This window comes from Pseudoduganella danionis (genome assembly GCF_009720775.1).
In the GTDB taxonomy this organism is placed as follows: domain Bacteria; phylum Pseudomonadota; class Gammaproteobacteria; order Burkholderiales; family Burkholderiaceae_D; genus Rugamonas; species Rugamonas danionis.
Map to the genome: position 1 here is coordinate 447,074 of NZ_WNKW01000002.1, position 23,633 is coordinate 470,706.

General features: G+C 61.9%; 25 protein-coding genes. 11 read left to right on the forward strand and 14 right to left on the reverse strand.

Features of this window, described 5'->3' with window-relative positions:
* Positions 1 to 90 precede the first annotated feature (90 nt).
* Complete coding sequence (locus GM655_RS10120) at positions 91 to 828, forward strand: SEL1-like repeat protein (protein ID WP_155434540.1); 738 nt, start codon at positions 91 to 93, stop codon at positions 826 to 828.
* Here GM655_RS10120 and GM655_RS10125 read toward each other — a convergent pair.
* Positions 818 to 1,291, reverse strand: a complete 474-nt coding sequence (locus GM655_RS10125; protein WP_155434541.1) for a GNAT family N-acetyltransferase — start codon at positions 1,289 to 1,291, stop codon at positions 818 to 820. The genes GM655_RS10120 and GM655_RS10125 overlap by 11 nt on opposite strands.
* A gap of 118 nt (positions 1,292 to 1,409) precedes the next feature.
* Here GM655_RS10125 and GM655_RS10130 point away from each other — a divergent pair, with 118 nt between their 5' ends.
* From GM655_RS10130 to GM655_RS10145, 4 genes are all read left to right on the forward strand, one after another.
* Positions 1,410 to 1,850, forward strand: coding sequence for a hypothetical protein (locus GM655_RS10130; protein WP_229632502.1), 441 nt, complete (start codon positions 1,410 to 1,412; stop codon positions 1,848 to 1,850).
* A 46-nt stretch (positions 1,851 to 1,896) separates the two neighbouring features.
* Complete coding sequence (locus GM655_RS10135; protein ID WP_155434543.1) at positions 1,897 to 2,826, forward strand: nuclear transport factor 2 family protein; 930 nt, start codon at positions 1,897 to 1,899, stop codon at positions 2,824 to 2,826.
* Between the two features lie 53 nt (positions 2,827 to 2,879).
* On the forward strand, positions 2,880 to 3,509 hold the full coding sequence (locus GM655_RS10140) for a glutathione S-transferase family protein (protein WP_155434544.1): 630 nt from the start codon (positions 2,880 to 2,882) through the stop codon (positions 3,507 to 3,509).
* A gap of 62 nt (positions 3,510 to 3,571) precedes the next feature.
* Positions 3,572 to 4,024 (forward strand): hypothetical protein, encoded by a 453-nt coding sequence (locus GM655_RS10145; protein ID WP_155434545.1) that lies wholly within the window; start codon positions 3,572 to 3,574, stop codon positions 4,022 to 4,024.
* A 40-nt stretch (positions 4,025 to 4,064) separates the two neighbouring features.
* On the opposite strand, the gene GM655_RS10150 is transcribed toward GM655_RS10145, so the two are convergent.
* A complete protein-coding gene (locus GM655_RS10150) occupies positions 4,065 to 4,868 on the reverse strand; it encodes an alpha/beta fold hydrolase (RefSeq protein WP_267874296.1) in 804 nt (267 codons plus the stop codon).
* Positions 4,869 to 4,955: 87 nt separating this feature from the next.
* Between GM655_RS10150 and GM655_RS10155 the strand changes: the two genes are divergently transcribed.
* The gene (locus GM655_RS10155; protein ID WP_229632504.1) at positions 4,956 to 5,852 is read left to right on the forward strand and encodes an alpha/beta hydrolase; all 897 of its coding nucleotides are present in this window, start codon (positions 4,956 to 4,958) and stop codon (positions 5,850 to 5,852) included.
* On the opposite strand, the gene GM655_RS10160 is transcribed toward GM655_RS10155, so the two are convergent.
* From GM655_RS10160 to GM655_RS10175, 4 genes are all read right to left on the reverse strand, one after another.
* Positions 5,815 to 7,212: a DUF3422 family protein gene (locus GM655_RS10160; protein ID WP_155434547.1), complete on the reverse strand. Its 1,398-nt coding sequence runs from the start codon at positions 7,210 to 7,212 to the stop codon at positions 5,815 to 5,817. The genes GM655_RS10155 and GM655_RS10160 overlap by 38 nt on opposite strands.
* A 114-nt stretch (positions 7,213 to 7,326) precedes the next feature.
* On the reverse strand, positions 7,327 to 8,418 hold the full coding sequence (locus GM655_RS10165; RefSeq protein ID WP_155434548.1) for a 2-hydroxyacid dehydrogenase: 1,092 nt from the start codon (positions 8,416 to 8,418) through the stop codon (positions 7,327 to 7,329).
* Positions 8,415 to 8,966 (reverse strand): DinB family protein, encoded by a 552-nt coding sequence (locus GM655_RS10170; protein ID WP_155434549.1) that lies wholly within the window; start codon positions 8,964 to 8,966, stop codon positions 8,415 to 8,417. Before GM655_RS10170 ends, GM655_RS10165 begins: the two co-directional genes overlap by 4 nt.
* Before the next feature lie 136 nt (positions 8,967 to 9,102).
* The gene (locus tag GM655_RS10175; RefSeq protein ID WP_155434550.1) at positions 9,103 to 9,804 is read right to left on the reverse strand and encodes an HAD family hydrolase; all 702 of its coding nucleotides are present in this window, start codon (positions 9,802 to 9,804) and stop codon (positions 9,103 to 9,105) included.
* A gap of 104 nt (positions 9,805 to 9,908) precedes the next feature.
* Between GM655_RS10175 and GM655_RS10180 the strand changes: the two genes are divergently transcribed.
* Positions 9,909 to 10,874 (forward strand): LysR substrate-binding domain-containing protein, encoded by a 966-nt coding sequence (locus GM655_RS10180; protein WP_155434551.1) that lies wholly within the window; start codon positions 9,909 to 9,911, stop codon positions 10,872 to 10,874.
* A 135-nt stretch (positions 10,875 to 11,009) separates the two neighbouring features.
* Complete coding sequence (locus tag GM655_RS10185) at positions 11,010 to 11,615, forward strand: LysE family translocator (RefSeq protein WP_155434552.1); 606 nt, start codon at positions 11,010 to 11,012, stop codon at positions 11,613 to 11,615.
* Positions 11,616 to 11,632: 17 nt separating this feature from the next.
* On the opposite strand, the gene GM655_RS10190 is transcribed toward GM655_RS10185, so the two are convergent.
* Both GM655_RS10190 and gluQRS read right to left on the reverse strand, forming a co-directional pair.
* Positions 11,633 to 13,210: a CYTH and CHAD domain-containing protein gene (locus GM655_RS10190; protein WP_155434553.1), complete on the reverse strand. Its 1,578-nt coding sequence runs from the start codon at positions 13,208 to 13,210 to the stop codon at positions 11,633 to 11,635.
* A gap of 19 nt (positions 13,211 to 13,229) precedes the next feature.
* Positions 13,230 to 14,126 carry a tRNA glutamyl-Q(34) synthetase GluQRS gene (gene gluQRS, locus GM655_RS10195; protein WP_155434554.1) on the reverse strand — a complete coding sequence of 299 codons (897 nt, stop codon included), beginning with the start codon at positions 14,124 to 14,126 and terminating at the stop codon, positions 13,230 to 13,232.
* Between the two features lie 99 nt (positions 14,127 to 14,225).
* Between gluQRS and GM655_RS10200 the strand changes: the two genes are divergently transcribed.
* A complete protein-coding gene (locus tag GM655_RS10200) occupies positions 14,226 to 15,863 on the forward strand; it encodes a M28 family peptidase (protein ID WP_155434555.1) in 1,638 nt (545 codons plus the stop codon).
* 104 nt (positions 15,864 to 15,967) lie between these two features.
* On the opposite strand, the gene GM655_RS10205 is transcribed toward GM655_RS10200, so the two are convergent.
* Genes GM655_RS10205 through GM655_RS10230 form a run of 6 tightly spaced genes read right to left on the reverse strand, consistent with a single transcriptional unit; the run spans position 15,968 to position 21,837 of the window.
* Entirely contained in the window at positions 15,968 to 16,648 is a 681-nt protein-coding gene (locus GM655_RS10205) for a cyclic di-GMP-binding domain-containing protein, MshE-related (RefSeq protein ID WP_229632505.1), read from the reverse strand.
* 55 nt (positions 16,649 to 16,703) lie between these two features.
* The gene (locus GM655_RS10210; protein WP_155434557.1) at positions 16,704 to 17,705 is read right to left on the reverse strand and encodes an AraC family transcriptional regulator; all 1,002 of its coding nucleotides are present in this window, start codon (positions 17,703 to 17,705) and stop codon (positions 16,704 to 16,706) included.
* Positions 17,702 to 18,250, reverse strand: a complete 549-nt coding sequence (locus GM655_RS10215) for a DUF2059 domain-containing protein (RefSeq protein WP_155434558.1) — start codon at positions 18,248 to 18,250, stop codon at positions 17,702 to 17,704. The genes GM655_RS10210 and GM655_RS10215 overlap by 4 nt, the downstream gene beginning before the upstream one ends.
* Before the next feature lie 18 nt (positions 18,251 to 18,268).
* Positions 18,269 to 19,945 carry an OmpP1/FadL family transporter gene (locus GM655_RS10220; protein WP_155434559.1) on the reverse strand — a complete coding sequence of 559 codons (1,677 nt, stop codon included), beginning with the start codon at positions 19,943 to 19,945 and terminating at the stop codon, positions 18,269 to 18,271.
* Positions 19,946 to 19,966: 21 nt separating this feature from the next.
* Positions 19,967 to 21,016 (reverse strand): transporter, encoded by a 1,050-nt coding sequence (locus GM655_RS10225; protein ID WP_155434560.1) that lies wholly within the window; start codon positions 21,014 to 21,016, stop codon positions 19,967 to 19,969.
* Between the two features lie 50 nt (positions 21,017 to 21,066).
* Entirely contained in the window at positions 21,067 to 21,837 is a 771-nt protein-coding gene (locus tag GM655_RS10230) for a C39 family peptidase (RefSeq protein WP_155434561.1), read from the reverse strand.
* Positions 21,838 to 22,373: 536 nt separating this feature from the next.
* Here GM655_RS10230 and GM655_RS10235 point away from each other — a divergent pair.
* Both GM655_RS10235 and GM655_RS10240 read left to right on the forward strand, forming a co-directional pair.
* Positions 22,374 to 22,883: a DUF6160 family protein gene (locus GM655_RS10235; RefSeq protein ID WP_155434562.1), complete on the forward strand. Its 510-nt coding sequence runs from the start codon at positions 22,374 to 22,376 to the stop codon at positions 22,881 to 22,883.
* A gap of 235 nt (positions 22,884 to 23,118) precedes the next feature.
* On the forward strand, positions 23,119 to 23,565 hold the full coding sequence (locus GM655_RS10240) for a DUF6160 family protein (protein ID WP_229632506.1): 447 nt from the start codon (positions 23,119 to 23,121) through the stop codon (positions 23,563 to 23,565).
* The last annotated feature ends 68 nt before the right edge of the window (positions 23,566 to 23,633 follow it).

The window sequence follows — 23,633 nt, forward strand, 5'->3', positions numbered from 1 at the left end:
GCTCCGATAGCAAGTCTGGTGCTGGCGCTGTTCGCAGGCGCGCTGGCCCCTGCGGTACAGGCTAGTCCTCGCGAGATTCTGGATCTGGGTATGCTGGTGTTCGAAAAGCGCTGTGATGCGCTGGCTGCGAAATTGAATGAACGGCTGCCTGATGCACCAGCCGATGTGCTGGAGTATGCGGGGCAGTTGCATGAATTTGGCGAGTGCGTCGATGCGGACTGGGAGAAGGCCGCCGCTCTCTATACCCGTGCTGCACAAGCTGGTGCACCGTTGGCCAGATTTCATCTGATTGCTAACTATGCGGTTGGCCTGCATGATCCGGCGGCCGCACTGTGGTGGGCGGCCCAGCAGCCGGACCTGCTGTCGAAGGAGTGTCTGCCCGCGAGCGATCCTCTTAAGCAAGCTGCGGCTTTTGTTGCAGAAATTGGTGGCTGGCCTACAGCACAATTGAAGGCTTGTACTTATCAAGCCGGCATACTGGCCCGACTTATTGCGCGTGGCAAGGCGCGTCGCGTGTCCGGTAATGCAGATGACGTAAAGGTTTCGGTACTGGTGCAACCCGACCGCGGCACCATACTCTGGCGCTATGCCGGAGGCGAAAAAATCGCCGAATCGCGCCTGAAGGCTGGCGCTGCCGAAGCAGATCTGGCCACCAAACCTGAGCGCGATGAGCTCTCGCGCGTATTGTGGTTTTACGGGGTCGATGCGCTGATCGAGTTCGGCCTGCCGCCCGTGTCAGAGCCGCGTTGGGCCATGACCTATGCCTTCGACATCGAAGACCGTCTGCAGGCTTCTAGTGTGCCGATACAGATTAGCGTTAGCCAGTAGTTCTGGCTAGGCCACAATCGCGCTTTTGCATGAATACGCTGTTCGGATCTTCGAGGTAGTCGCCGAACGGACCGCACAGCGCATAGCCGCAGCGCTGGTAGAGTTTGATGGCGTCGGTCTGCAGATAGCCGGTCTCCAGGGCAAAGGCGCGGCAGCCGCGTTGCTGCGCTTGCGTCTCGAGGAAGTCGAGCAGACGCCGCGCGATGCCCTGACCGCGCTGCTCGGGGCGGGTGTACATGCGCTTCAATTCGCCGTATTCTGCTTCCAGCACTATGGCGCCGCAGGCTACCGCCGCGCCATCGTCGCTGCGTGCCACGGCAAACAGCACCTTAGGCTGCTCCAGTACCGAGATGTCGACGCCGTGGTGGCTTTCGGCCGGATAGAGCGGCACCTGATAGGCGTCGAGGTCTTCGATTAGTTGGCGTACGTCGGGCTGGTTGGGCGATTCGAGGGCAATAATCATAGCGACAGAGTGCGTAAGCGTGAAAAATAGTGGGCGGGCTAGCCTGCCACTTTAGCATGAAGCGCAGACTGGGTTATGCTGTGGGTTGTGCACGATGCCACTGAATTTGGAGAAAATTTTGCTGAAGATAAAAGCCCTGTTTCTGAGCCTGCTGCTGGCAGGCTGCGCGACGCAGGCGCCGGTGCAGAAAGATGCGCTGTCGCCGCAGCAGGCCATCATGATGGCGGCCGATGTGGCGCCCCAGCCGGTGTATATCACGCTCGATCTGCAGGTGCGCGGCATCGGTTCGCAAAACGGCTTCACCTACCTGAACTCGGAAAAGGATTACCGTGACCAGCGCAATGTGTCGCTGGAGATTACGCCGGAAGCACTGGCGCAGGTGGAAGCCAAGTTCGGTGGCCAGCTGGCCGCCTATGCGCGTGGCAAGCACATACTGGTGAAAGGGCCGGTACGCCGCGTCACGATCTGGTTCTTCGATGACGCGGGCCGGCGTAGCGACAAGTTCTATTACCAGACCCATTTGCGGGTTTCCGATCCGGCACAGATACAGCTGCTGTGATGCGCAGGCCCGCCGGCAGGCGGGCCGACAGACATAAAGGTTTTCGATGATGAAATCAGGTCGCTGGGCAGCGTGTGCCTTTGCGCTGGGGATGCTGCAGGCATTCCTGCTGCCGTCAGTAGTCGCTGCGGACGATTGGGAGCGCAGCGCGCGTCGCGCTGACGAGGCTTACTGGAATGCCTATAACCGCGCCGATGCGGATGGCATGAATGCGTTTCTGGCCGATGATGTGGAGTTCTATCACGATCGCGGCGGCACCCTGATCGGCAAGCCTGCACTGGCGGCGGCCAATGACAGCATGAAGGGCAGCGCAGTACGCATGCGCCGCGCGGCCATCCCCGGCACGGTGCGCTTTTTCCCCATGCGTCTGGACGAACAGGTGTACGGCGTGCTGGTGACGGGCGAACATGCGTTCTACGTCACGCCCAAGGGTGAGGCGGAGTTCAAGGCAGGGCAGGCCTACTTTACCCAGTTGATGCGTATGCAGGGCCAGGATTGGCGCATCAGCCGTATCTTCAGTTACGAGCATGTGGACGCGGCGCCCGTTCCAAAATTGCCGGCCCATCTGGCCGGCAGTTGGGGCACCAATGCTTCGCTGTTTGCCGGTACAGCATCGCAGGCCCAGTTGTATCTGGCGCCGGATGGGCTGGGTATGCTGGCGGGCTCCAGTTCTGCGCCCGTGTCGCTGGGCGGCGCGCCCGCAATGAGCGGACCGGCGCCACGTGCGATTATCGGCGTTCCGGTGCAGGCGGAACTGGATAACGGCGGCCTCAGATTGCAGGCGCTGATGCCGCAGAAATCGCAGTTGCAGGTGGCACACGGCATGGTATTTGTGTGCAGCTATGATGCAGCGGCACCGACGCTGATCTGCACCGCACCCAATAAGGAGGTGCTGCGTCTGTCGCGGCTGAGCGAGAACCTGACGAACGAAGCGCAGACCCAACTGGAGCAATTGCGCGCACTGAAGCGGGATTGAAGTCTCGCGCAGCGGGGTATGCTGGGTTGTTTAAACTTTCAATGGAATGGCCGATGCTGAAAGTACTAGGTAAGACGAGTTCCATCAACGTGCGCAAGGTGCTGTGGACCTGTGCCGAGCTGGGACTGGCGTACGAGCAGGAAGACTGGGGCTCGGGTTTTCGTGCGACCGATACGCCAGAATTTCTGGCGCTGAATCCGAATGCCATGGTGCCGGTGATTATCGACGGACCCACCACGCTGTGGGAGTCGAGCACCATCTGTCGTTACCTGGCCAGCAAGCATGGCCGCAGTGATCTGCTGCCGCAGGAGCCTGCGGCGCGCGCGCTGGTGGAGCAATGGATGGACTGGCAGGCGGGCGAACTGAATAACTCGTGGCGCTATGCCTTCATGGCGCTGGTGCGGCAAAGCCCGCAGCATACCGATGCGGCGGCCATGGCGGCCAGCATAGCCAACTGGAACCGCCACATGGGCATACTGGAGCGTCAGCTACAGCGTACCGGCATGTACGTGACAGGCGAGCAGTTCACGCTGGCCGACGTGGTGCTGGGCCTGTCGGCCAATCGCTGGAACAGCACGCCGATGGAGCGGCCCGACTATCCGGCCGTTGCGGCCTATCTGGAACGGCTGGCGCAGCGCTCCGGCGACGGCTTTGCGCGCCATTGCAGGAATGGTATGGCCTGAGCAGACGCCGCAATCTGACAGGTCAATAAGCGCGTCGGCAAGAATTTAACAACAGGAGTTGTATGGAGCAGCACAAGTGGTTCGGGCGGTTGTGTTTGATGGCGGCATTGGCAGCGGCTGCCCCGCTGGCGGCGCAGGCTGAGGAGGGGGGGGCCAAGGATATGCGCATGAGCTGCCTGCATCGTTTTGCGGCGCGCCTGATAGCTGGCGAATCGCCCGACAATCTGGCCGGGCTGATGGTGGCGGGCGGCGCGCAGAGTTCTGCCGAACTGGCCGCCGGCCTGCGCGCAGTGCTGCACGAGACGGGCGGACTTAGCCAGTTGCAGCCACTGGTCAAATTCCCTGCCGGTGCAAGCAAGCGCCTGCTGGTGGGGCGCCAGCAGGAGTCGCGCTCCTATCTGGCCGAGTCGTTTAGTGCGCAGTCGGAGAAGCACGGTACGGTGCAGTTCATGCTGACCCGTGAACTGAATGGCGAGTGCGCAATCACTTCGCTGGCGCTGCATACGCGCCGCTAGGGCGCGTTTAGGCTGGTCCGGCTGGTCTTGCCGCTGACATTTAGCCCGCCGTGATTTCGGCGTCGCTGAGGAAGCTGATGATGGCCGGATTGACCACTGCCGCGTGGGTGATAGGCCCCATGTGGCCGCCGCGCGTCTGCAGCGCGGTCGCGTTAGGCAGGGCCAGCGCCAGTTGTTCCGCCAGCAGACGGGTGGACGCGGGGCTGCTCAGGCCAGACATCACCAGTGCCGGCATGGTCAGCGCGGCCAGATCTTCCAGCGTGGCCGGTTCGCCCAGCAGGGCTTCGAAGTCGCGCTTCACTTTGGCGATCATGCCGGCCATTTTGGCCTGTGCGGCGGCCGGTGCGGCATCGAAGGAACCGGCCCGGTTCCAGTAATCGATGAAGATGCGGGTCGCGTCCTGCGCTTCGGTGCAGGCCTTGATGCGCTCGACTACGGCGACGATTTCCGCGCGCGCCGGGTGCTGTTCCGGCAGTAGGTGGAAGGCCACCGGCTCGAACACGGTCAGCGACAGCACGCGTTCCGGCATGCGGCGCGCCATGTGCAGGGCCGAAGCGCCGCCATATGAGTGGCCGATCAGGTGGAAAGCTTCGCCCGGTTGCAGATGGGCCGCAATGGCCGCATTGACGGCGTCGATCTCGTGCGCCAGCGTGTGGCGGTATTCTGGGCCTAGCTCGGCCGGAAACGGTGCGCTGCCGTAGCCGAGCAGATCGACGGCGATGCAGCGGTAGCCGTCGCATAATTGCGACACCAGCTCGCCCCATTGGGCTTTGGAACTCATGGAACTATGCAGCAGTACGACAGCAGGTTTCATACTCGGACAGGGTCGAAAAAAAGACCGCATATTATACCGGCATGGTGGTGGCACTTGTGAAAACGGCTACACTGCCTCATCTGCTGCAACAGTCGTCCTCAGGAAGCTAGCTGTTACATGAAACATACGAAAAAAGTCGCGGGGTTGGCCGGTATCGCCAGCGTGCTGTGGGTAGGGCTGACGGCTGCCGTGGCGGCCAGCCAGAAACGCCTGCTGTTCAACCCTCTGGGCAGCAAGCGCGAAGTGTTGCGCCCTTACAGCAGCGGGCACCGCACGCGTCCCGTGGTGATCCGCGCCAAGGATGGCACGCGGCTGTCCGGCTGGCTGATGACGCCGCCCATCCACGGCCCCCATCCGGCCGTGATCTATTTCGGCGGCCGCTCGGAAGAAGTGTCGTGGGTGGCGCGCGATGCGGGCAAGCTGTTCCCCGGCATGGCGGTGCTGGCTATGAACTATCGCGGCTACGGTGATTCGCATGGCGATCCGGCCGAAACCCATTTCGTCGACGATGGGCGCATGCTGTACGACTGGCTGGCCGAGCGCCATCATGTCGACCCGAAACGCATCGCCGTGGTGGGACGCAGTCTCGGTTCCGGCGTGGCCGTGCAGGTGGCGATGGAGCGCGATGCCCATGCCATCGTGCTGATTACGCCTTACGATTCCATCCTTGCGATTGCCAAACGCAAGTTCAAGGCCATACCGGTGGAGTATGTGCTGCGCCACCGCTTCGAGTCGGTCAAATATGCGCACCACCTGAAGGCGCCCACCTATGTGCTGCGCGCCGAACAGGATGATGTGGTACCGCATAGCCATACCGACCTGCTGGTGGAAAAACTGGGCCAGCTACATGCGGACGAAATCGTGCCCGACTCCGATCACCTGAATATTCCGTACCTGGAAAGCACCCAGCAGCGCATCGCCGGTTTTCTGGCGCAGCGCTTCGACCTGCCGCCCGTAGCGGCAGCCAATCCCGCTGCTAGTGGCCCTGAGGCGCCGCTACAGCCGAACTCCTAGCACTGTGGCCAGTGAGCCGGTTGTGCAGGCGGCGCAAGCCTAGCCACACGCCGGTGATTACCAGCGGCACGGCGATGCCGGTCAGGACATCCGGATTGATGGGCAGGTTGGCCGCCTTCATTGCCTTGCCCGCGTAACCGATTAGCCCCAGCGTGTAATAGGAAATCGCCACGGCCGACAGGCCTTCCACCGCCTGCTGCAGGCGCAGTTGCTGGGCGGCGCGGGTATCGAGCGACTGCAGTATTTTGCGGTTCTGGCGTTCCTGCTCGATGCCGACGCGGGTGCGCAGCAGGTCGTTGCTGCGGGCGATACGCTGGGCCAGCGTTTCCTGCCGCCGCGCCACCGAGGTACAGGTGTGCATGGCCGGTGCCAGCCGCCGTCCCATGAATTCGGCCAGCGTGGGCATGCCTTCGATGCGCACTTCGCGCAGCTCCTGTATGCGTGCCTGCACCAGACTGAAATACGCTTGCGACGCAGCGAAGCGGTAGCTGTTATTCACCGAGATTTTTTCCAACCGCGCGGCCAGACTGGTGATGCGGTGGAGCAGGCCCTGATCTTCGGGCGTCGCCGGCGCCGGTGCGTCCGATTGGTCGCTCTGCACCAGCAAGGCAGTCAGCTCGGCCAGTTCGTTTTCGATGCTGTTCAGCTCAGGCTGGGTGGCTTCCGCCTGCGGCAGGCCCAGTAGCGCCATCATGCGGTAGGTTTCGATTTCGAGCAGACGGCCGACCAGACGGCCGGCCTGATATTCGCGTAGCTGCAGGTCGCGCACCACGAAGCGGCTGAAGCCATCGGGCTGAATCAGGAAGTCGGTCCAGACTTCGGCGCCGCTGCCTACATTGCTGCACACCAGCGACTTGCCCTGAAACAGCGAACGGATGGTGGTCGTGCTGGTATCGTCGTCAGCGCGGCCTTTACACAGCAGCACATGGGCCGCCACGATGATCTTGCCGTGCAGGCTGGCCAGCCATTCCTGCGGCACCTGCTGCAGCGGCGTGTGCTGCACGGCCAGATCGCAAGGCGTATCAGGCTGACCCTGTTCGACGAAAGTATAGGTGGCGAACTCGGTGTGGCACTCCCACTTCAGGCGGAACTGGCCGAAATCGTGGAAGAAGTAGCGCGCCTGCGCATGTGGCACGGCCACGCCGTAGTGCATGCATAGCTGCTGCAGGATGGCGTGCTGGCTGCCGCGATGCTGCTTTTGCGAAGGCTGCTCCTGCTTTACGTACAGGGCGAAATGGGTCAGGCTTTCCGGCGCCTGCAACTGCAGGAAAGGGCGTGAGTGGATTTCCGCCGATAGCGGCACCCGCATGGCGTGATTCAGACTGGCGAAATCGGCGTTACTACGGTAAGCGAGAGACATGGCCTTCCCCGGCGAGTACGAAGCTGTTAAAACGCGGATTGCTGCAGTGCAGTATAGCGCACTGGCGGCAATCTCGCGACGGACGATGTTAGCGGCATTGCCGCTGGCTTGCGATTACTTTTTCGGCGCGATCGATGCCGCTTCGGTATGCGCAGACGTTGTAGCAGGGCTGGCCGCCGGGGTAGGGGCCGCGGAGGTCGCCGCAATCCCTGCGGGTAGCAGGTTGGGGCAGGGACGGTGCTGGATGTAGCAGGCCAGATTGTCGAATGTGACGCTGGCGATTTCGCGCATGGCTTCGATGGTGAAGAAGCCCTGATGTCCGGTAACGAGTACGTTAGGGAAGGTCAGCAGGCGCTGGAACACGTCGTCGGCGATGATGTCGCTCGAATGGTCGTGGAAGAACAGGCTGGCCTCCTGCTCGTAGACATCGATGGCCAGCGCACCGAGCTGGCGCGATTTGAGTGCTTCGATCACGGCGGCAGTGTCGATCAGGCCTCCGCGTGACGTATTGACCAGCATGGCCCCCGTTTTCATGCGGGCCAGACTGGCAGCGTTGATCATATGGCGTGTGCTGTCCATCAGCGGGCAGTGCAGCGAAACGATGTCGGCGCTGGCCAGCAGTTCGGCCAGTTCCACGTGGCGCGCCACGGCGGCCAGATGAGGCAGCGGCATCGGATCGCTGATCAGCACCTGACAGCCCATGCCATGGAAGATGCGCGCCGCTGCCGCGCCGATCTGGCCGGCGCCGACGATGCCTACCGTCTTGCCGTGCAGCGTCATGCCGAGCAGGCCGTCGAGCGAGAAATTTCCTTCGCGTACGCGGGCATAGGCGCGGTGGGTGTGGCGGTTCAGCGTCATCACCATGGCCAGCGCATGTTCGGCCACGGCTTCCGGTGCATAGGCGGGCACGCGTGCCATGAACAGGCCCAGCGCGTGGCCGGCCTGCAGATCGACATTGTTGAAGCCTGCGCAGCGCAGCAGCACGGCGCGCACACCGCTCGCATGCAGCGCCGCCAGTACCTGAGCATCGAGCTGGTCGTTGACGAACACACAGACGGCAGTGCAGCCTTGCGCCAGGGGGATGGTGTCCAGCGTCAGCGCGTCGGAGAAGTACACGGCATCGACACCACCACCGGCGAAGTTTTGTCGCGCTTCGTCGAGGAAGCGGCGGTCGTAGGGCTGGGCACTGTAGACGGCGAGCTTCATGCCTGGCTACTGCCTTCTGCCATCATGGGTATCCATGCCGGCAGGTCGGTCACGCCCACGTCGACACCCGCCTGGAACAGCAGGGTGCTGATCTGGCCGCGATGGTGGGTCTGGTGGTTGAAGAAGTGCAGTACCAGGCTGCCGAAGTGCTTGCAAAAGGCTTCGTTCTTGATGTTGCGGTAGGCGAAGGCCTGAGCCAGATGTTCGGCCGTGACCTGCTGCGACCAGTCGAGAATCAGCGCGTCCAAGCGGCGGCGGTGTGCCAGCAGGGCAGGCAGGTCGTCGCCAAAGCTTTGCGTCAGGCCGCTCACGGGCGGCTGTTCCAGCAAGTGGGCCAGGGTGCTGTAGGCGGCCGGATGGCCGGCAAAGCGGCGCAGCCAGATGGTGTCGCCCACCAGCAGGTGGTTCATGGTGCCGATGATAGAGCCGAAGAAGGCTTTGCGGTCGGCTACCAGTTCTGCATGGGGCAGTTGTGCTGCCGCCGTGTACATCTGCTGGTTCATGCCGGCGTTGTATTGCGCCAGTAGCTGGATCGAGGCTGGTGTCATGTCAGGGCTCGCACGGTAATGGTGGCTTTGCATTATACGGTGTTGCTGCCATGCTGGCGCAGCTTCGGGGCGAGCTTATCCCCGCGTCGCCGCAGGGGCGACGCCGGAGGCCGGAGCGGCGCGCTCCGGTAGCGGCTTACGCGGCCAGTTCCTGCAACGCCTGCTGGTCCGGCGTGTAGGGGCTGGCCTGCAGTTCGCTGAGCGCATCGAAGGTGATGAACTGCGGCGGACGTACCACTTCGTTGCCATACGGTGCCACGCTGACGGTCCACAGGCCCAGTTCCTTGGCTGCCTGCAGGGCCGGTACGGCGGTGTCGATGGCGATGGCATCCTGTGGCGCAATGCCGATGGCTGCCAGTGCGTGCGCATACGGGCCGGTGCCGGCCGGGCCTTCGAACGACGCGCCGCCCGAAACCACGGTGAACAGGCTGTTGACGTCGGCGCCGAAGCAGCCGGTGAGCAGGGCCGAAGTGGAGTGGGCCGGCAGGTCGGTCACGATGCAGATTTTGCCGCCCGCGCTGATGGCGTCGTCGATCAGCACCATGGCGGCCTGCAGGGCTTTCTGCGGCTGGGCCGTGATGGCCTGATGGAAATGGCGGTGCTTGTCGGCATATAGCGCGGCGACCTTGTCCTTGTCACGCGCGAATACCTCACCATTGATGGCGGCGCCGATTGCACGCGCATAGCCGTGCGTTGCGGCAGCGGCACGCAGTGCCGGCAGCGACCAGCGGACCGACAGACCGGCGTTCTCAAAGGCCGCGTTGCAGGCGGCGAGGTGCAGCGCTTCGGTGTCGAACAGTACGCCGTCCAGACCGAGGAATATCACGTCTATGCTCATGGTGGGCTCGCAAAAAGATTAGTAGGCAGTGGATGGTTTGAATATAGAGGTAGAATGAAGTAAAGAAAAATTAGAGTTTTTCTATAATCAATAAGGAATGTCTTATGTATCCTGCGAGTTTTCGCCAGTTACAGGCGCTGGTACTGGTAGCGCGGCACGAAAGCGTGGCGCGGGCGGCGGACGCATTGCATGTGACGCAGCCGGCGATTTCGTTGCAAATCCGCACACTGGAAGAGAATGCAGGCATGGCGTTGACGCGCAAGGTGGGGCGCAATATCCAGCTCACGGCCGCCGGTGAAGTGATGGTGGCATTCTCGGAACGCATACTGCGCCTGTGGGAGCAGGCCGGCGATGAACTGGCTGCGCTGCAGGGCGTGACCAGTGGTACCTTGCGCATAGGCGCCGTGACCACGGCAGAGCATTTGCTGCCGCCCATGCTGGTACCGTTCACGCTGGAGCGTCCCGATGTGCGCTTGAAGTTGCAGGTGGGAAATCGCGCTGAAATCGTGCAGATGCTGGCGCGCCATGAAATCGAACTGGCCATCATGGGCACGCCGCCGCGCGAACTGCGTACCAATGCGGCCAAATTTGCGCGCCACCCGATGGCGTTTGTGGCCAGCCCGAACCACCTTTTGATGAAGAAGAAAAAGCTCACGCTCAACGATGTGCTAGGCGCCAACCTGCTGGTGCGCGAACGGGGTTCGGGTACGCGCACGGCCGTGGAACGGCTGCTGCGCGAAGCGGGCCACCCGCTGGAATTTGGTTCGGAAGTATCGAGTAACGAGGCGATCAAGCGTATGGTGGCGGCGGGACTGGGCGTAGGTTTTCTGTCCGTGCACGCCTGCGGGCTGGAATTCGAAGCAGGCCTGCTGGCCGTGCTGCCCACGCCGGCCCAGCCGGTGGAAGCGGACTGGCACATCATGCACCTGACGGACCAGCCCATCCCGAAAGTGGCGGCAGCGTTTCAGGACTTTGTGATCGAACACGGGCAGGAACTGGTGCGGCGCGAGCTGGAAGGCTACTACAAGCTGCTGGGGCGCCAGCGCAAGCGCGTGGCAGCGGCCAGCTGATACGGACGACGGTGCGGTGGTTTTGTGTCGGCCAAACGGCCAGTACACCCCTGCCAAGTGTTTGAGCAAGTGTACTGGTACAGATCCGCTAATCCTCCCTACAATAAAAACTCCCTGACACTACCGGATCGCACCATGTCCATCGAATTATTCCTGCCCCTGTGCACGTTTGCTGCCATCAGTTCCATCACACCCGGCCCGAATAACACCATGATTCTGGCTTCGGGACTGAACTACGGCTTCCGCCGTTCGCTGCCGCATTTGTTCGGCATCTGCAGCGGTTTTACCTTCATGATTTTCGCCACCGGCGTGGGCCTGCACACGGTATTTCAGCAAGTGCCCATGCTGCAGGTGGTGCTCAAGTATGCGGGCGCTGCCTATCTGCTATGGCTGGCGTGGAAACTGGCCCATGCGGCGCCCATGAGTGCGGGCGAGGCCAGCACCAGCAAGCCTATGAGCTTCTTTGCCGCAGCGGCCTTCCAGTGGGTGAATCCGAAAGCGTGGGTGATGGCAATCGGCGCGCTGACCACCTATCTGCCGGCCGGTTTCAAGGTGCTCGATGTGGCCATGCTGGCTGGCGTGTTTGGCTTGATCGGCATCTTCTGCGTGGGCGCCTGGGCGTCGTTCGGTGTGGCCATGCGGCAGGTGCTGCAGGATGCACGTTCGGTACGCATCTTCAACGTGGTGATGGCGCTGGCGCTGGTAGCCTCGCTGTACCCGATACTGCAGGGTGCTAACTAGTCGCGAACTGGCAGCCATTAAAAGCGCGGCAGCTCGCGCAGGCCTGCCTGTACGGCGTGCAGATCGGTTGGCAGTTTCGCCTGCAGGGCGCGCAGGTAGCCGCGTGCAAAAGCGATGTGGCGTGCGGCTGGCGTTGCAGCCGGATGCCCGGCGCCCAGTTGCTGTAGCAGGCGGTCGGCCACCACCAGATCGTTGTGCTGGCCCAGCGCTTCCTGCGTAGCTTCCAGCGTGGCCAGATATTTGCGCAAGGCTTTGCCGCGATACAGTGTATGGAAGAATTCCAGCGCATAGCGCGACTGCTTGGCCGCGATGCGCGTGCGGTGGATGCTGGCTGCATCCGTGTCGCTCATGCGTCTGGCCCGTTTCAGCAAGGTCTTGCGCAGGCGCCGCATGGTGTGGCGCGAGAACTCGGCTGCGCTGGTGTTGGCTTCCTCATCAATGCCGTGCGTGGCGTCAGCTTGCGCGGCGTCGATACGCGCGCCCTTGGTCTGCATGGCTGCAGCACTGCTGCTGGTTGCGCCGGTGAGCAGCCAGTGTCCCATCTGCAGCAGCAGGCGCGTATAGCGCGGCGAGAGCAAAGCCTGCGCGGCCTGCTGCCTATGTGTAGCCACCTGCTGCTGTACCAGCGCCGGCAGGTCATGCAGGCCAGCCGGGCCGCCGGGGCTGGCCTGCACGCGCGCCAGCGTGGCGCTGCCCAGCACTTCCCAGTCGCGTGCCTTACCCAGTAGCTGCGCCAGCCAGCGCCAGTCCTGTTTGAGCTGGCGCGGGCAGGGCGCCACGCTGCGGAATAGCTTGAGCGCCGAGCGCAAGCGACGGACACCGACGCGCATTTGGTGCAGCGCTTCCGCATGGTCGCTGTGAATTACAGCCGGCTCGTTGTCCTGCACCTGCTGCAGGCAGTTGAACAGGATGGCATGGCGCGCTGCATCGAGCGTGGCATCGGCCGGCAGCACCAGTGTGCGGGCGTGGTGGGCCTGTGTGCCCGTCTGGCGGCACAGGCTATAGCCGCGCTGGGCCTTGTTGACGTTGCTGAGCTGTAGCGGCAAGTGTTCCAGCAGTTGCAGGGCCAGTGCAAACAGGTGTTCCGGCTTGCCCTGCTTGAGTTCGAGTTCGATTTCATTGAGCGGCAGTTGCTGGCCATGGCGTTCGATGTGGCCGCAATCGAGCACCAGTTCGATCTGGCTGCCCGCATAGTCGAGCTGCCAGATTTCGCGCTCGACCACGACGGCGAACAGGGCTTCCAGCCGCTGCTTGAAGTGCGGCGCCGCCAGCACGTCCCGCCAGTGAGCATCGTCGCCAATCAGCTTGCGCAGCTTGCCCAGTTGCGGCCATGGACGGCTGACGGGGCCTTCCCATTCATTGCGCTGGTGTAGTCCATTCTGCACGCTGCCGCCGGCCTTCATGGTCTGCACCCAGACGCCATCTTCCTTGCGCACGCGCAGACCGGCGCCGTGGCGCAGCAGATGCAAGTCGGGCGTGTCGAAATAGTGCGCCAGCAGTGGCTGGGTGCGCGTCGCCAGCCCCGCCAGCAAGGGATGCTGGCGTAGCTGCTGATGGTGTTCCGGCGCAAGCAGGAGTTTGAGTTCGACTTCCATGGCGACAGTGTAGCGCAGCTTACAGCCGGATCAGCGCCGCCCATGCGGGAATGGCGACCTGCCAGAACTCGTCTATGCTGGCGGCGCGCAGATCGAGACCGAGGAAGCGCGCGGCCGGCAGCAGCGCATGCTGCAGCAGTTGTTCGGCCGGCACGCCCTGATCGAAGGCGGTGGCGCCGGTCTGCTTGGATAATTTGTCGCCGTGCGCATTGCACACGACGGGCACATGCAGATAGCGCGGCTGGGGCAGTCCCAGTACCTGCTGCAGATACAGCTGGCGCGGGGTCGAGTCGAGCAGGTCGGCACCGCGCACGATGTCGGTAATGCCTTGCGCACCATCGTCTACCACCACGGCGAGCTGATAAGCCCAGTAACCATCGGCGCGGCGGATGATGAAGTCGCCCACTTCATCCGTCAGATCCTGGCTCAGATGGCCGGCCCAGCGGTCGTCGAAGGCAATGATACAGTGCGGCTCGGTCGGCACTTTCAGGCGCAGCGCGCGTGCGCTCTTGCCTGCTGCCAGACCGTTGCGGCAGGTGCCCGGATAGATCAGGTTCTGCGCCTGTTTGCCGCGCAGACTGGTCTGCGAATCGGCGATCTCCCTGCGCGAGCAGCCGCACGGATAGACCAGATCCCCGAGCTGGCGCAAAGCTAGTTCGTACAGCGCTGTGCGTTCGGTCTGGCGCGTGATCTCGCCATCCCAGTGCATGCCGCAGCGCTGCAGCGAAGCGATGATGTGCTGTTCGGCACCGGCCACATTGCGGTCGCCGTCGACGTCTTCGATGCGCAGCAGCCACTGGCCATGGTGGGCGCGCGCGTCCAGATAGCTGGCCATGGCGGCCACCAGCGAGCCGAGATGCAGGGGGCCGGTAGGTGAGGGCGCGAAGCGGCCGATATAGGATGGGCGGTCTGTCATGCCGCCATTTTAGCGCGGCGATGGTCTACAATGTACGCGCGGCAAAATTGCGCAGCAAAATACACAGCCCGCCCACTACAATTAAGAACTCAGGAAATCATGCAAAAAATGACCCCCTCCTATCTTGCTTCCGCCGTGGCTATGAGCCTGGCGTTGGCATTCCCTGTTCATGCTGGCGCCAACGGTGCCGCCGTCGTCAAGGAAGCGCCGCTGCGCGCCCATCTGGCATTTCTGGCCAGTGATGTGCTGGAAGGCCGCGGCACGGGCCAGCGCGGTGCGGACCTGACGGTTGCCTACCTCGAAGCGCAGTCGCAGGCACTGGGCCTGAAGCCGGGCAATGGCGACAGCTTCCGCCAGTCCGTGATGATTGCCGGTGTGAAGACCGACGCTGCCGCCAGCACGCTGGCGCTGCAGGCCGGTGGCCAGGCGCTGCCTGCCCGTTTCGGCGACGACTGGGTGTTTGCGCCGGGCGATGCCACGGCCACCCACAGCTTCGATAGCGAGCTGGTATTCGTCGGCTACGGCATCACTGCGCCGGACGAACAGTGGAACGATTTCAAGGGCATGGACCTGAAGGGCAAAACGCTGGTGATGATGGTCAATGACCCGCAGCCGACTGCCGAACAGCCTAACCGCTTCAACGGCAAAGGCCTGACCTACTATGGCCGCTGGACCTATAAATTCGAAGAAGCGCGCCGTCAGGGCGCAGCCGGTGTGCTGCTGATTCACACCACGCCTTCCGCCTCGTATGGCTGGAGCGTGATCCAGAATAGCTGGTCCGGCGTAGAGCGCTTCCAACTGGCGGCCGGCACGCTGGGTACCCAGCTGCAAGGCTGGATGACGGAAGCCACGGCCAAGGCGCTGTTCGCTGCCGCCGGTCAGGATCTCGATGCGCTGCGTGCTGCCGCCGAGCGCAAGGACTTCAAACCTGTGCCGCTGGCCGCCAAGCTGACCGGCACCATGCAGGCTGCCGTGCGCAAGGTCGAGCAGTTCAACGTGGCGGCCGTGGTGCCGGGCACGGATCCGAAACTGAAAGACGAAGTGGTGATCTATAGCGCACACTGGGACCATCTGGGCAAGCAGGGCGATGCTACCGGCGGCAAGGATGTGATTTTCAACGGTGCGGTGGATAACGCTTCCGGTTCGGCCGCCCTGCTGGCGATGGCACAGGAAGCCATCCGTGTGCCGGCCAAGCGCAGCCAGATGTTCCTGTGGGTAGCGGCAGAAGAACAGGGCCTGCTCGGTAGCGCAGCGTATGCGGCAGCACCGCTGTGGCCACTGGCGAAAACCGCGGCCAACCTGAATCTGGATAGCTTGAACTTTGTCGGCGCCACGCGCGATATCGGTACCCAGGGCAGCGAGCGCACGGAACTGGGCAAGCTGGCCGAAACCACGGCCAAGGCCATGGGCATGCGTATCGCCGATGCCGAGCCGGATCTGGCTGGTGGCTACTTCCGCAGCGACCACTTCAACTTCGCCAAAAACGGTGTACCGGCCTTCTCGATCGAATCGGGCCGCGATTACATCAAGGACGTGGCAGCCGCCAAAGCCAAGGCCGCAGCCTATGGTCCGCGCTACCATCAGGTGACGGATGAATACGACGCTAGCTGGGATCTGTCGGGCATGGTGCAGACGGCACAGTACACGCTGAATCTGGGCCGCGTGATTGCCAACGGCGCCAAGCTGCCCGAGTGGAAAGCTGGCGATGCCTTCGCCCAGCCGCGCAACAAGAAATAAGCAATGAAATAAGCAGTGAGCCCGCAGCAGCGGGCGTAAAAAACGGCGGACAGTAGTCGATACTGTCCGCCGTTGTTGTTTCTACCGCTGGTGTTGCGGCGGCCTTAGTGGTGGAACGAGACGGTGATGGTGGTGCCCGTCAGGTCGATGCCGCGGATGGCGATGCTGCCGAAGCTAGGCCCTTCCGAACCTTTGACACGGATGTTATCGAAGTTGATTTCACCGATAGACGATGGCATGGCCAGCGTCAGCGAGCCATCCTTGTTGATGGTGGCGGTGGCCCGGCTAGGATCGTAGACCACATTCTTCATGCTGGTATCGGCTTCGAGAAAACCCAGCACAGGATTGACGATCTTGGCCATGTCGCCTATCACTTCGAGTCCGTTGTGCTTGGCGTCCTTGACGGCGGTGACCAACTGGTCGCTGAGGCCTTGTGCTGAAGTCTCACCCAGTTCTTCTTCACTCATGGCTTGCAGGCCGGGGCGCTCGTTGATCTGCATGCCCCGCTGGTCCTTGCTCAGCATGACGGGCGTGCCGACCGCCAGCGAGGGCAGGGCTTGCGCCGCATAGCCTTCCAGCGGCGCCAGTAGCGAAGTGGCGATGGCGGCGGCCATACGCAGACGGCGCTGCTTGCGCAGAGCGTCTTCGATGTGCTGTTGGGTGATGAGGTTAAGCTCGGCAAAAATATCACCGAGGCGCTGGCCCGTCTTGCGCTGGGTTTCAATTGCATGCGCGAGCTGTTCTTCCGTAATCAGCTTCTGTTTAACCAGCAGCTGACCCAGCATCGATTTATTTTGTGTATTCGACAACCATCCCATCGCTGTTCTCCTGATGTTGTTTTTATGCCGACTTGCGCGGCAAGCCTGCCTGTAGCGATTCCGGCTCCTGCCCCGATTGATGGGCCAGATGCACGATATCCGAAGGCGCCATACCGAACCAGCGCTTGCAGGCGCGGTAGAACGCACTCGGTTCCGAGAAGCCGAGCTGGAAGCTTAGCATCTTTAGTGACAATTCCCCGCAACTCAGTGACTGGCGCGCCAGTTCGCGTCGCGTATCGTCCACCAGATTGGTGAAGCTGGTGCCTTCTTCGGCCAGCCGGCGCTGCAAGGTGCGTTCGCTCATCATCAACTGGGCCGCCACATCGTCGCGATGGGGCGGGCCTTTCGGCAGCAGGCTGGCCAGCAGGGCCTGTACCTTGGCGCTGAAGGTGGGCGGCTCGGCCTTGGCCAGCGACGCCAGCACGGGCGCGCCGCTGCCGGCTGCTAGTGGCGGATTGGCCGGCAGCGCCATCACCAGATCGGTATCGGAAAACTCCATCACGTTCTGCGGCATATTGAACTTGACGGGGCAGCCGAAGGTCTCCTGATAAACGTGGGCATTAGCCGGTTCGGGGAAGGTGTATTCCACCACCACGGGGGCGATATCATCGCGGCCGGCGGCGCAGCGCAGCGAGCGTAGCAGCACGCACCAGACGAAGTCGTAGCGTTGTTGCGGCACCACGCGCTGGGCACCGGGCAGCACCAGACCGACCCGGGTATTGCCGTGGCAGCGCTCGATCGAACTCTGTACCGTGGGCGAGACTAGCATGATGTGGCCCATCACGCCGAGCCAGCCGAGCCGGTGCGGCGAGGAGATCTTCAGGCCGATCAGGGGATCGCCCGATTGCGCCACCACCAGTTCCCACAGATGGCTTAATTTGTCGGACAGCGTCAGTGCATCGCAGGCCAGACCTTCGCCTTCACTCAGGCCGGCTTGGGCAAACAGTGCATCTGCCGCTACGCCGGAACTGGCCAGACGCGATTTGACGCCACGCACCAGATGCAGGGCGGACGAGTAACTCATGGCGTTACCGCAGCACGCAGACGCAGGCCGATTTTCTCTTTCAGGCCTTGCAGTTTAGGGTCGATCACGGCGCGCGTATCGGCCGCTACGCCTTCACCGAGCGTCTTCTGCATCTCCGGCAGCATGCTCTCGAACTTCTTTTTCACGGGCGATTCCAGGATTGCGATGAGCTGGCGCAGTTCTTCTTCGCTGAAGCGCTCTGCCATCAGCGGTGCTATCTTGGCCTGTATCAGTTTGTCGGCGCTGGCCTTGGTAATCGGCGTGGCTTCGGCCATGAAGGCCTTGGCTTCGTTGACAATGTCGACCATGGCGGCGTCGCGTTTTTCCGGCGCGGCACGGCCCTGCAGCATGGCGCGGGCCTGCTGCACGGCGTCGGCAACCGGTACTTGCAGCATGGATTGGCCGATGGTGTCCGGATTCCATAACTTCAGTACCTGTTCGACCAGGGCTTGCTTGGACGGTGCGGCCGGTGCGGCCAAGGCTCCGGCGCAGATGGCGCTCAGTGCGAGAGCCAGCAGGCTGCGGGTGAGGATGGGTGTGCTCATAGTTTGCTCCTTGTTCAATCAGAAACGCTTGTTGATTTCAAATCCGACATAGCGCACGTGGATATCGCCGTTGACGTTTTGTCCGGCATAGGGGTTATAAATAATGTTCAGGAAGTTGCTGCAATTGAGGTTGCAGTCTGTATTGGCAGGCACGTTGTAGCGGCCTTTCATATACGAGCCCGTAACACTGATGTCCAGATTCTTGTTGACCTTGAAGTTCAGGCCAGCGCTGAGCAGCTTGGTGTTGGGCAGCGGTGCCAGCAAGTCGATTTTGTCGTTGGGCACAGAGGTTTTGCGCGGCTCGAAGCCGAAGCGCAGCGTCAGGCGGTCCATCGGGAATAGCTGCACGCCGTAGGCGAAATTGACCAGGCTGCGGTAGCCGCGCGGGATGACCAGCTTGCCCGAATCGGGTATGCCGTACAGGCGCGCTACTTCCAGCAGCTTGATGCTCTGGTCGAACTGGAAGCGCAGCGCATCCCACTCGCTCCAGCGCGCATAGCTGGCATCGACATTGAGCTGCAGCAGATTGATGGGGCGCAGTTTGATGCCGACCTGTAAGTGCGACGGGAAGGGAATAATCGCGCTCATATTGCCCTTCTGCGTGGCCGGTATCGAACTCGGGAAGCCCAGCGTGGCACCCGCGATAGGCCCGAGCAGACTGGCGTTCATGCCGCGTACGAAGTTACGCAGCATGGGCTCCGTGTCGAACTGGTAGTAGCCCGTGTAATGGGTTTTTGAGCCGCCCTGATATACCACGCCGAGCGCGAAGCGCGGATTAGGTTCCCACAGTACTCCCAGATTGATGGTGGGATCGAATGGCGCCGTCATTTCGAGCCGCATATTGGCGGCCTTTTTGAACGGGCTGACCATGCCATCCTTGCCGCCGCCGCACACGCCCAGGCCTAGCACGTCGATGATGTTGCCGCCATCTTCAGGGCACCAGCCCTTCTGCAACTGGCCGAACACGCCCAGCAGCTCGTTGGGGAAACGCATATTGGTATCGACCACGAAAGCAGCGTGGGCGATCGGCACGGAGACACCGAAGCGCAGCGTGTCGGAATATTTATAGCCCACCGATGGCGACAGATACACCAGCCGCTGGATCTGTTCCTGCCGGCCCTGGTACTGGCCCGGATCATTCGGATCAGTGGTGCGGTCCAGACTCATGGCCTGCGACATATAGCTGTCGGTGGCAAAAGTCCATGGCGAACCGGCCTTGTTCCAGGCCATGCCCACACCGGGCACGGCCACGGCCGGCAGGCGCCAGCCCGGCACGCCGTAACCGGGCACGAACATGATCTGGCGTACCGGGCCGGTGCGCGTGTTCGACAGCGGATCGTCGCGCCAGCCGCCGATGTCGAAATTCGGCCCCGGCGTGAGCGCCGCCGAGGTGCGGATCGAGGCGACGAAATTGTGGATGCTTTCGCTATCGCCGGTCAGCCTGGCCAGTCCGGCTGGATTGAAATGGATAGATGCGATGCCGGGCGGATCGGCCGTGACGGCATTGCCCAGCGACATGGCGACCACGCTGGTGGTGAGGTTTTCCGTCAGCGCTGCCTGGGTGGCTTGCGGCCACAGGCTACCGCAGATGGCGGCCAGCGCGCCCGTCACGGCGAGTGCGGCCGGACGCAGGCGTACATGGGGCCGTGCAGAGGCCCATGCGCTGGTGGGGACGCTGGCGAAGTGCGGCAACATGGCGGCGCGATCCGGTCAGGCTTAGAAGTTGAGCGGCATGTTCATGCCCACCGTCATGTTCGGCGAATCCGGCGTCAAGCCTATGCCCACCGACAGATTGATGGTGGTCTTGGGCGAAATGCGGTAGCCCAGACCCATGTTGAGTATGCTCGAGGTCTGCATATGGGTCTTGGCTTCGAGGCCGTCGGCAAAGCGCAGCTTGGAACCGGCCGAGATGGCTTGCTGGAACGACAGTGTGGTGGAAATGCCATACGACAGTGCGTAGGCAAAGCCCATGCCGAAGCCCAGCGTCTTGCCCGGCTGTACCCGGGTCAGGATACGCGTGCCGTTGACTTGCCACAGATTTTTAGCCGGTGCACTGACGGTGAAGTTCAGCGAACCGAACAGAGCGACCGGATCGACGATGCGGTTGACACTCAAACCGCCCGTGACAGCGGCCACGCCGCTGCCCGTGGCTTCGCCGCTACCGGCGATAATCTTGAACGGGCTACGGCCCGTGGGCAGGCGCACATTGCTGGTCATGGTCAGGCCGGGGCGGTCGCGTTTGGCTTCAAACGGTTGCCAGCGTGCGCCCAGCGACAGGTCGCCCAGCGAATTCGAGGCGCCATTGGACAGGTTGTTGTCCGAGTAGCGCGAGATCAGCGGCATGGTGACGTTGCCGGTCAAGTTGTCGAGCAGGCCGTAGTCGACCGAGAAGGTGTTGGTGACGCTGTGCGAACTGGTGTTCTCGATGTTGAACAAAGTGGTGCTGCCGTTGGCCAGATCGGTAACGATGCGCTCTTCACCGACGTAGGAATAGGTCAGGTCATAGGTTACGGCAATCTGCTTGCGGCGGATCAGCGAGTACTGTTTGTCGACCGCCGTCAGGGTCTGCTGCAGCAGTGCGCTCTGATCGCCTTCACCTTCTTTCTTGGCCAGTGCATCGCGTGCCGCATCGCTGCTGGGCGCTGGCGTGCTTGGTGCGGCGCCCGGTGCCGGTGCGGGTGGCGTGGGGTCGAGCTGGGCCCATGCCGGGATGGCAAACACGGTGGCGAGAGCGAGGGCGAGCGGGCGGGCGAGCGGGAACTTCATGGTGGTCATCCTTGTGAGAGTGGGCGTGGCGCTGCGGTAGCTGTGAGGGTTTAGTTACGGTGCATCCAGGTACCTGCGGCGCCCGAATTGACAGCCCGCAGTAACTGCTGGGCCGAGTTGCTCATAGGGCCATCCAGCCGGCCCTTGTTGGTGACGCGGTCCATGTCCGTGACGCCAAGTTCGTGATCGGTCAGCGCCATCTTTGCTACCGGCTGCTGACCGGCCGCGGGGGAGATGATGAACAGCGTGTTCTTGTCCCACCAGCGGGCGAATTCTTCCACTGAAAAAACCATGTTGCCGGCCGAAGGATCGGCCAGAAATACCACGCCGTCGCGGATGCCGCGCAACACGACGAAGTGCTTGAAGCCGGCATAGTCGATCGGCACGATAGCCGGTTCGTTGAGGGCCATCAGATCCTTGATTTCGGCGCGGAAGCCGGCGCCGGACAGGCCCAGCGAACCGACATAGCGCTTCATGTCGAGCAGCGAGAAGCCGCGCCGCTCGATGATTTTTTCCTTCTCGCCTTTTTCCAGCATGCCTTCCATGGCCTGCTGTTCGTTGACCATCACGCCGAGGTGGTAGTTGAGGATGGTGACCAGCGCGGCCGAGCCGCAGCTAAAGTCGAACGCCTGGCGCACGATGTGGCGGTACTTGAGTTCCGAGAACGGTTCCGACTTGAACGATTGCACATAGCTGCCTCCGCCGAGCAGGGTTTGCGGCATCTCGTACTGGTCGTTAGGCCGGTCTTGCGGCGTATGACGTTCGATCAGACCGCCACCGCCGATGACGGCCGCGAGCACGCCGAGCAGGATCATCAGCATGATCAGCCAGCCCGGCTTGCGCGCGCGCAGAGCGTGCGGTGCACACGCATGGCCCGCGCGTGAAACAGGTTTTTCCGGGGCGCAGAGTGAGCGAGGCCCCGGGGCGTCTGGCGCCCCATTGCTGGTGTCATGTAGTCTCCATCTTTGCTTATTCGAACGACCGTGCTTTTATTGGGCACTAAGCGTTCGCGGTTTTTTATTGATGCCATTAACGCACGCATCGGTTCCGTGAGGCATGCAATTTTTTAGAAATGTACCTCTAGACTTTTTCGACACATGCTGTGGTAGCAGGGACAACTTATTTGCAACATTGCTCTCACTCTCAATGGCTCTCAAGGTCAAGTCGTTGGCTTTTTGGGTCAGCGTGAAAAGATAGACCGTTGTTCAACAGGACTTTTAAGATGGAATCACTTAATAGCCAAATATTAAGATTTCACGCACCAAGCAGTGCACCCCGAAACTCCTACCCGGAGGCTAGGAAGGACCTGAGGAACGTGAGCCCACATTACAAAACCAACACAAACCGGAGATCACAAATGCAAATCGTTAAAACCGCAATCGCAGCAGCCCTGGCATCCTTCGCTTTCTCGGCTTCGGCCATGACCCCGATTCAAGACGCAGAACTGAGCACCGTTAGCGGTCAGGACGGCGTGTCGATCGCTGCCAATCTGAACATCAAGATTGACTCGTTCGTCTACACCGATACCGACGCAGTTGATGCCAACGGTCTGGGTGGTGGTTCGGTGAGCTTCAACGGTATCAAAGTGAACGGTCTGATCGCCGCTAACATCGACATCCTGTCGAAGAACTCCTTCCTGGCCGCTGCTGGCGCTGCTGGCGTGACCAACCCAGGTACCTTCTACAACGCAGCCACCGGCGGCGACGTAGTTCAGATCGCTATCCCACAAAGCGTGGTAGCTGACGGCCACTACCTGAACGTGTCGGTCGACTCGATCAAGATGGGCAACAACGCTGCCTCCTTCGGTTCGGTTGCGATGAACCAGATCGACATGCGCGGCACCACCGTGTGGATCTTCGCACACTAATCTAGCTGAGCAACGCAACGAACTGGCCTGACGGGTCTGTAGCTTGGCCTGTCAGGTCAGTGTAGCAAGCTAGACGGTAATAAAGCTGCGGCCCTAAGATGGCTTAGCAGCACAACAAGTAAGAAAACAAAAACACAACCATATTGGTTCACAACATAAACGGAGACTTACAATGCAATTCTTCAAAACCGCAATCGCAGCAGCCCTGGCAACCGTGGCTTTCTCGGCATCGGCCATGACCCCAATCCAAGACGCAGAGCTGAGCACCGTAAGCGGTCAGGACGGCGTATCGATCGCTGCTAACCTGAACATCAAAATCAATTCCTTCACCTACACCGATACGGACGCTCTGGACGCCAACGGTATGGGCGGCGGTTCGGTAAGCTTCAACGGTATCAAAGTTAACGGTCTGATCGCCGCTAACATCGATATCCTGTCGAAGAACTCCTTCCTGGCCGCTGCTGGCGCTGCTGGCGTGACCAACCCAGGCACCTTCTACAATGCTGCGACCGGCGGCGATGTTGTGCAGATCGCTATCCCATCGAGCGTGGTTGCTGACGGCCACTACCTGAACGTGTCGGTTGATTCGATCAAGATGGGCAACAACGCAGCTTCCTTCGGTTCGGTTGCCATGAACCAGATCGACATGCGCGGTACCACCGTCTGGATCTTCGCTCACTAATTAGCTGAGCTTCAACAGCAGCCGCGCAAGCGGCTGTTGTTGTCTCTGCGCCTGTCTGCTCTCTATCC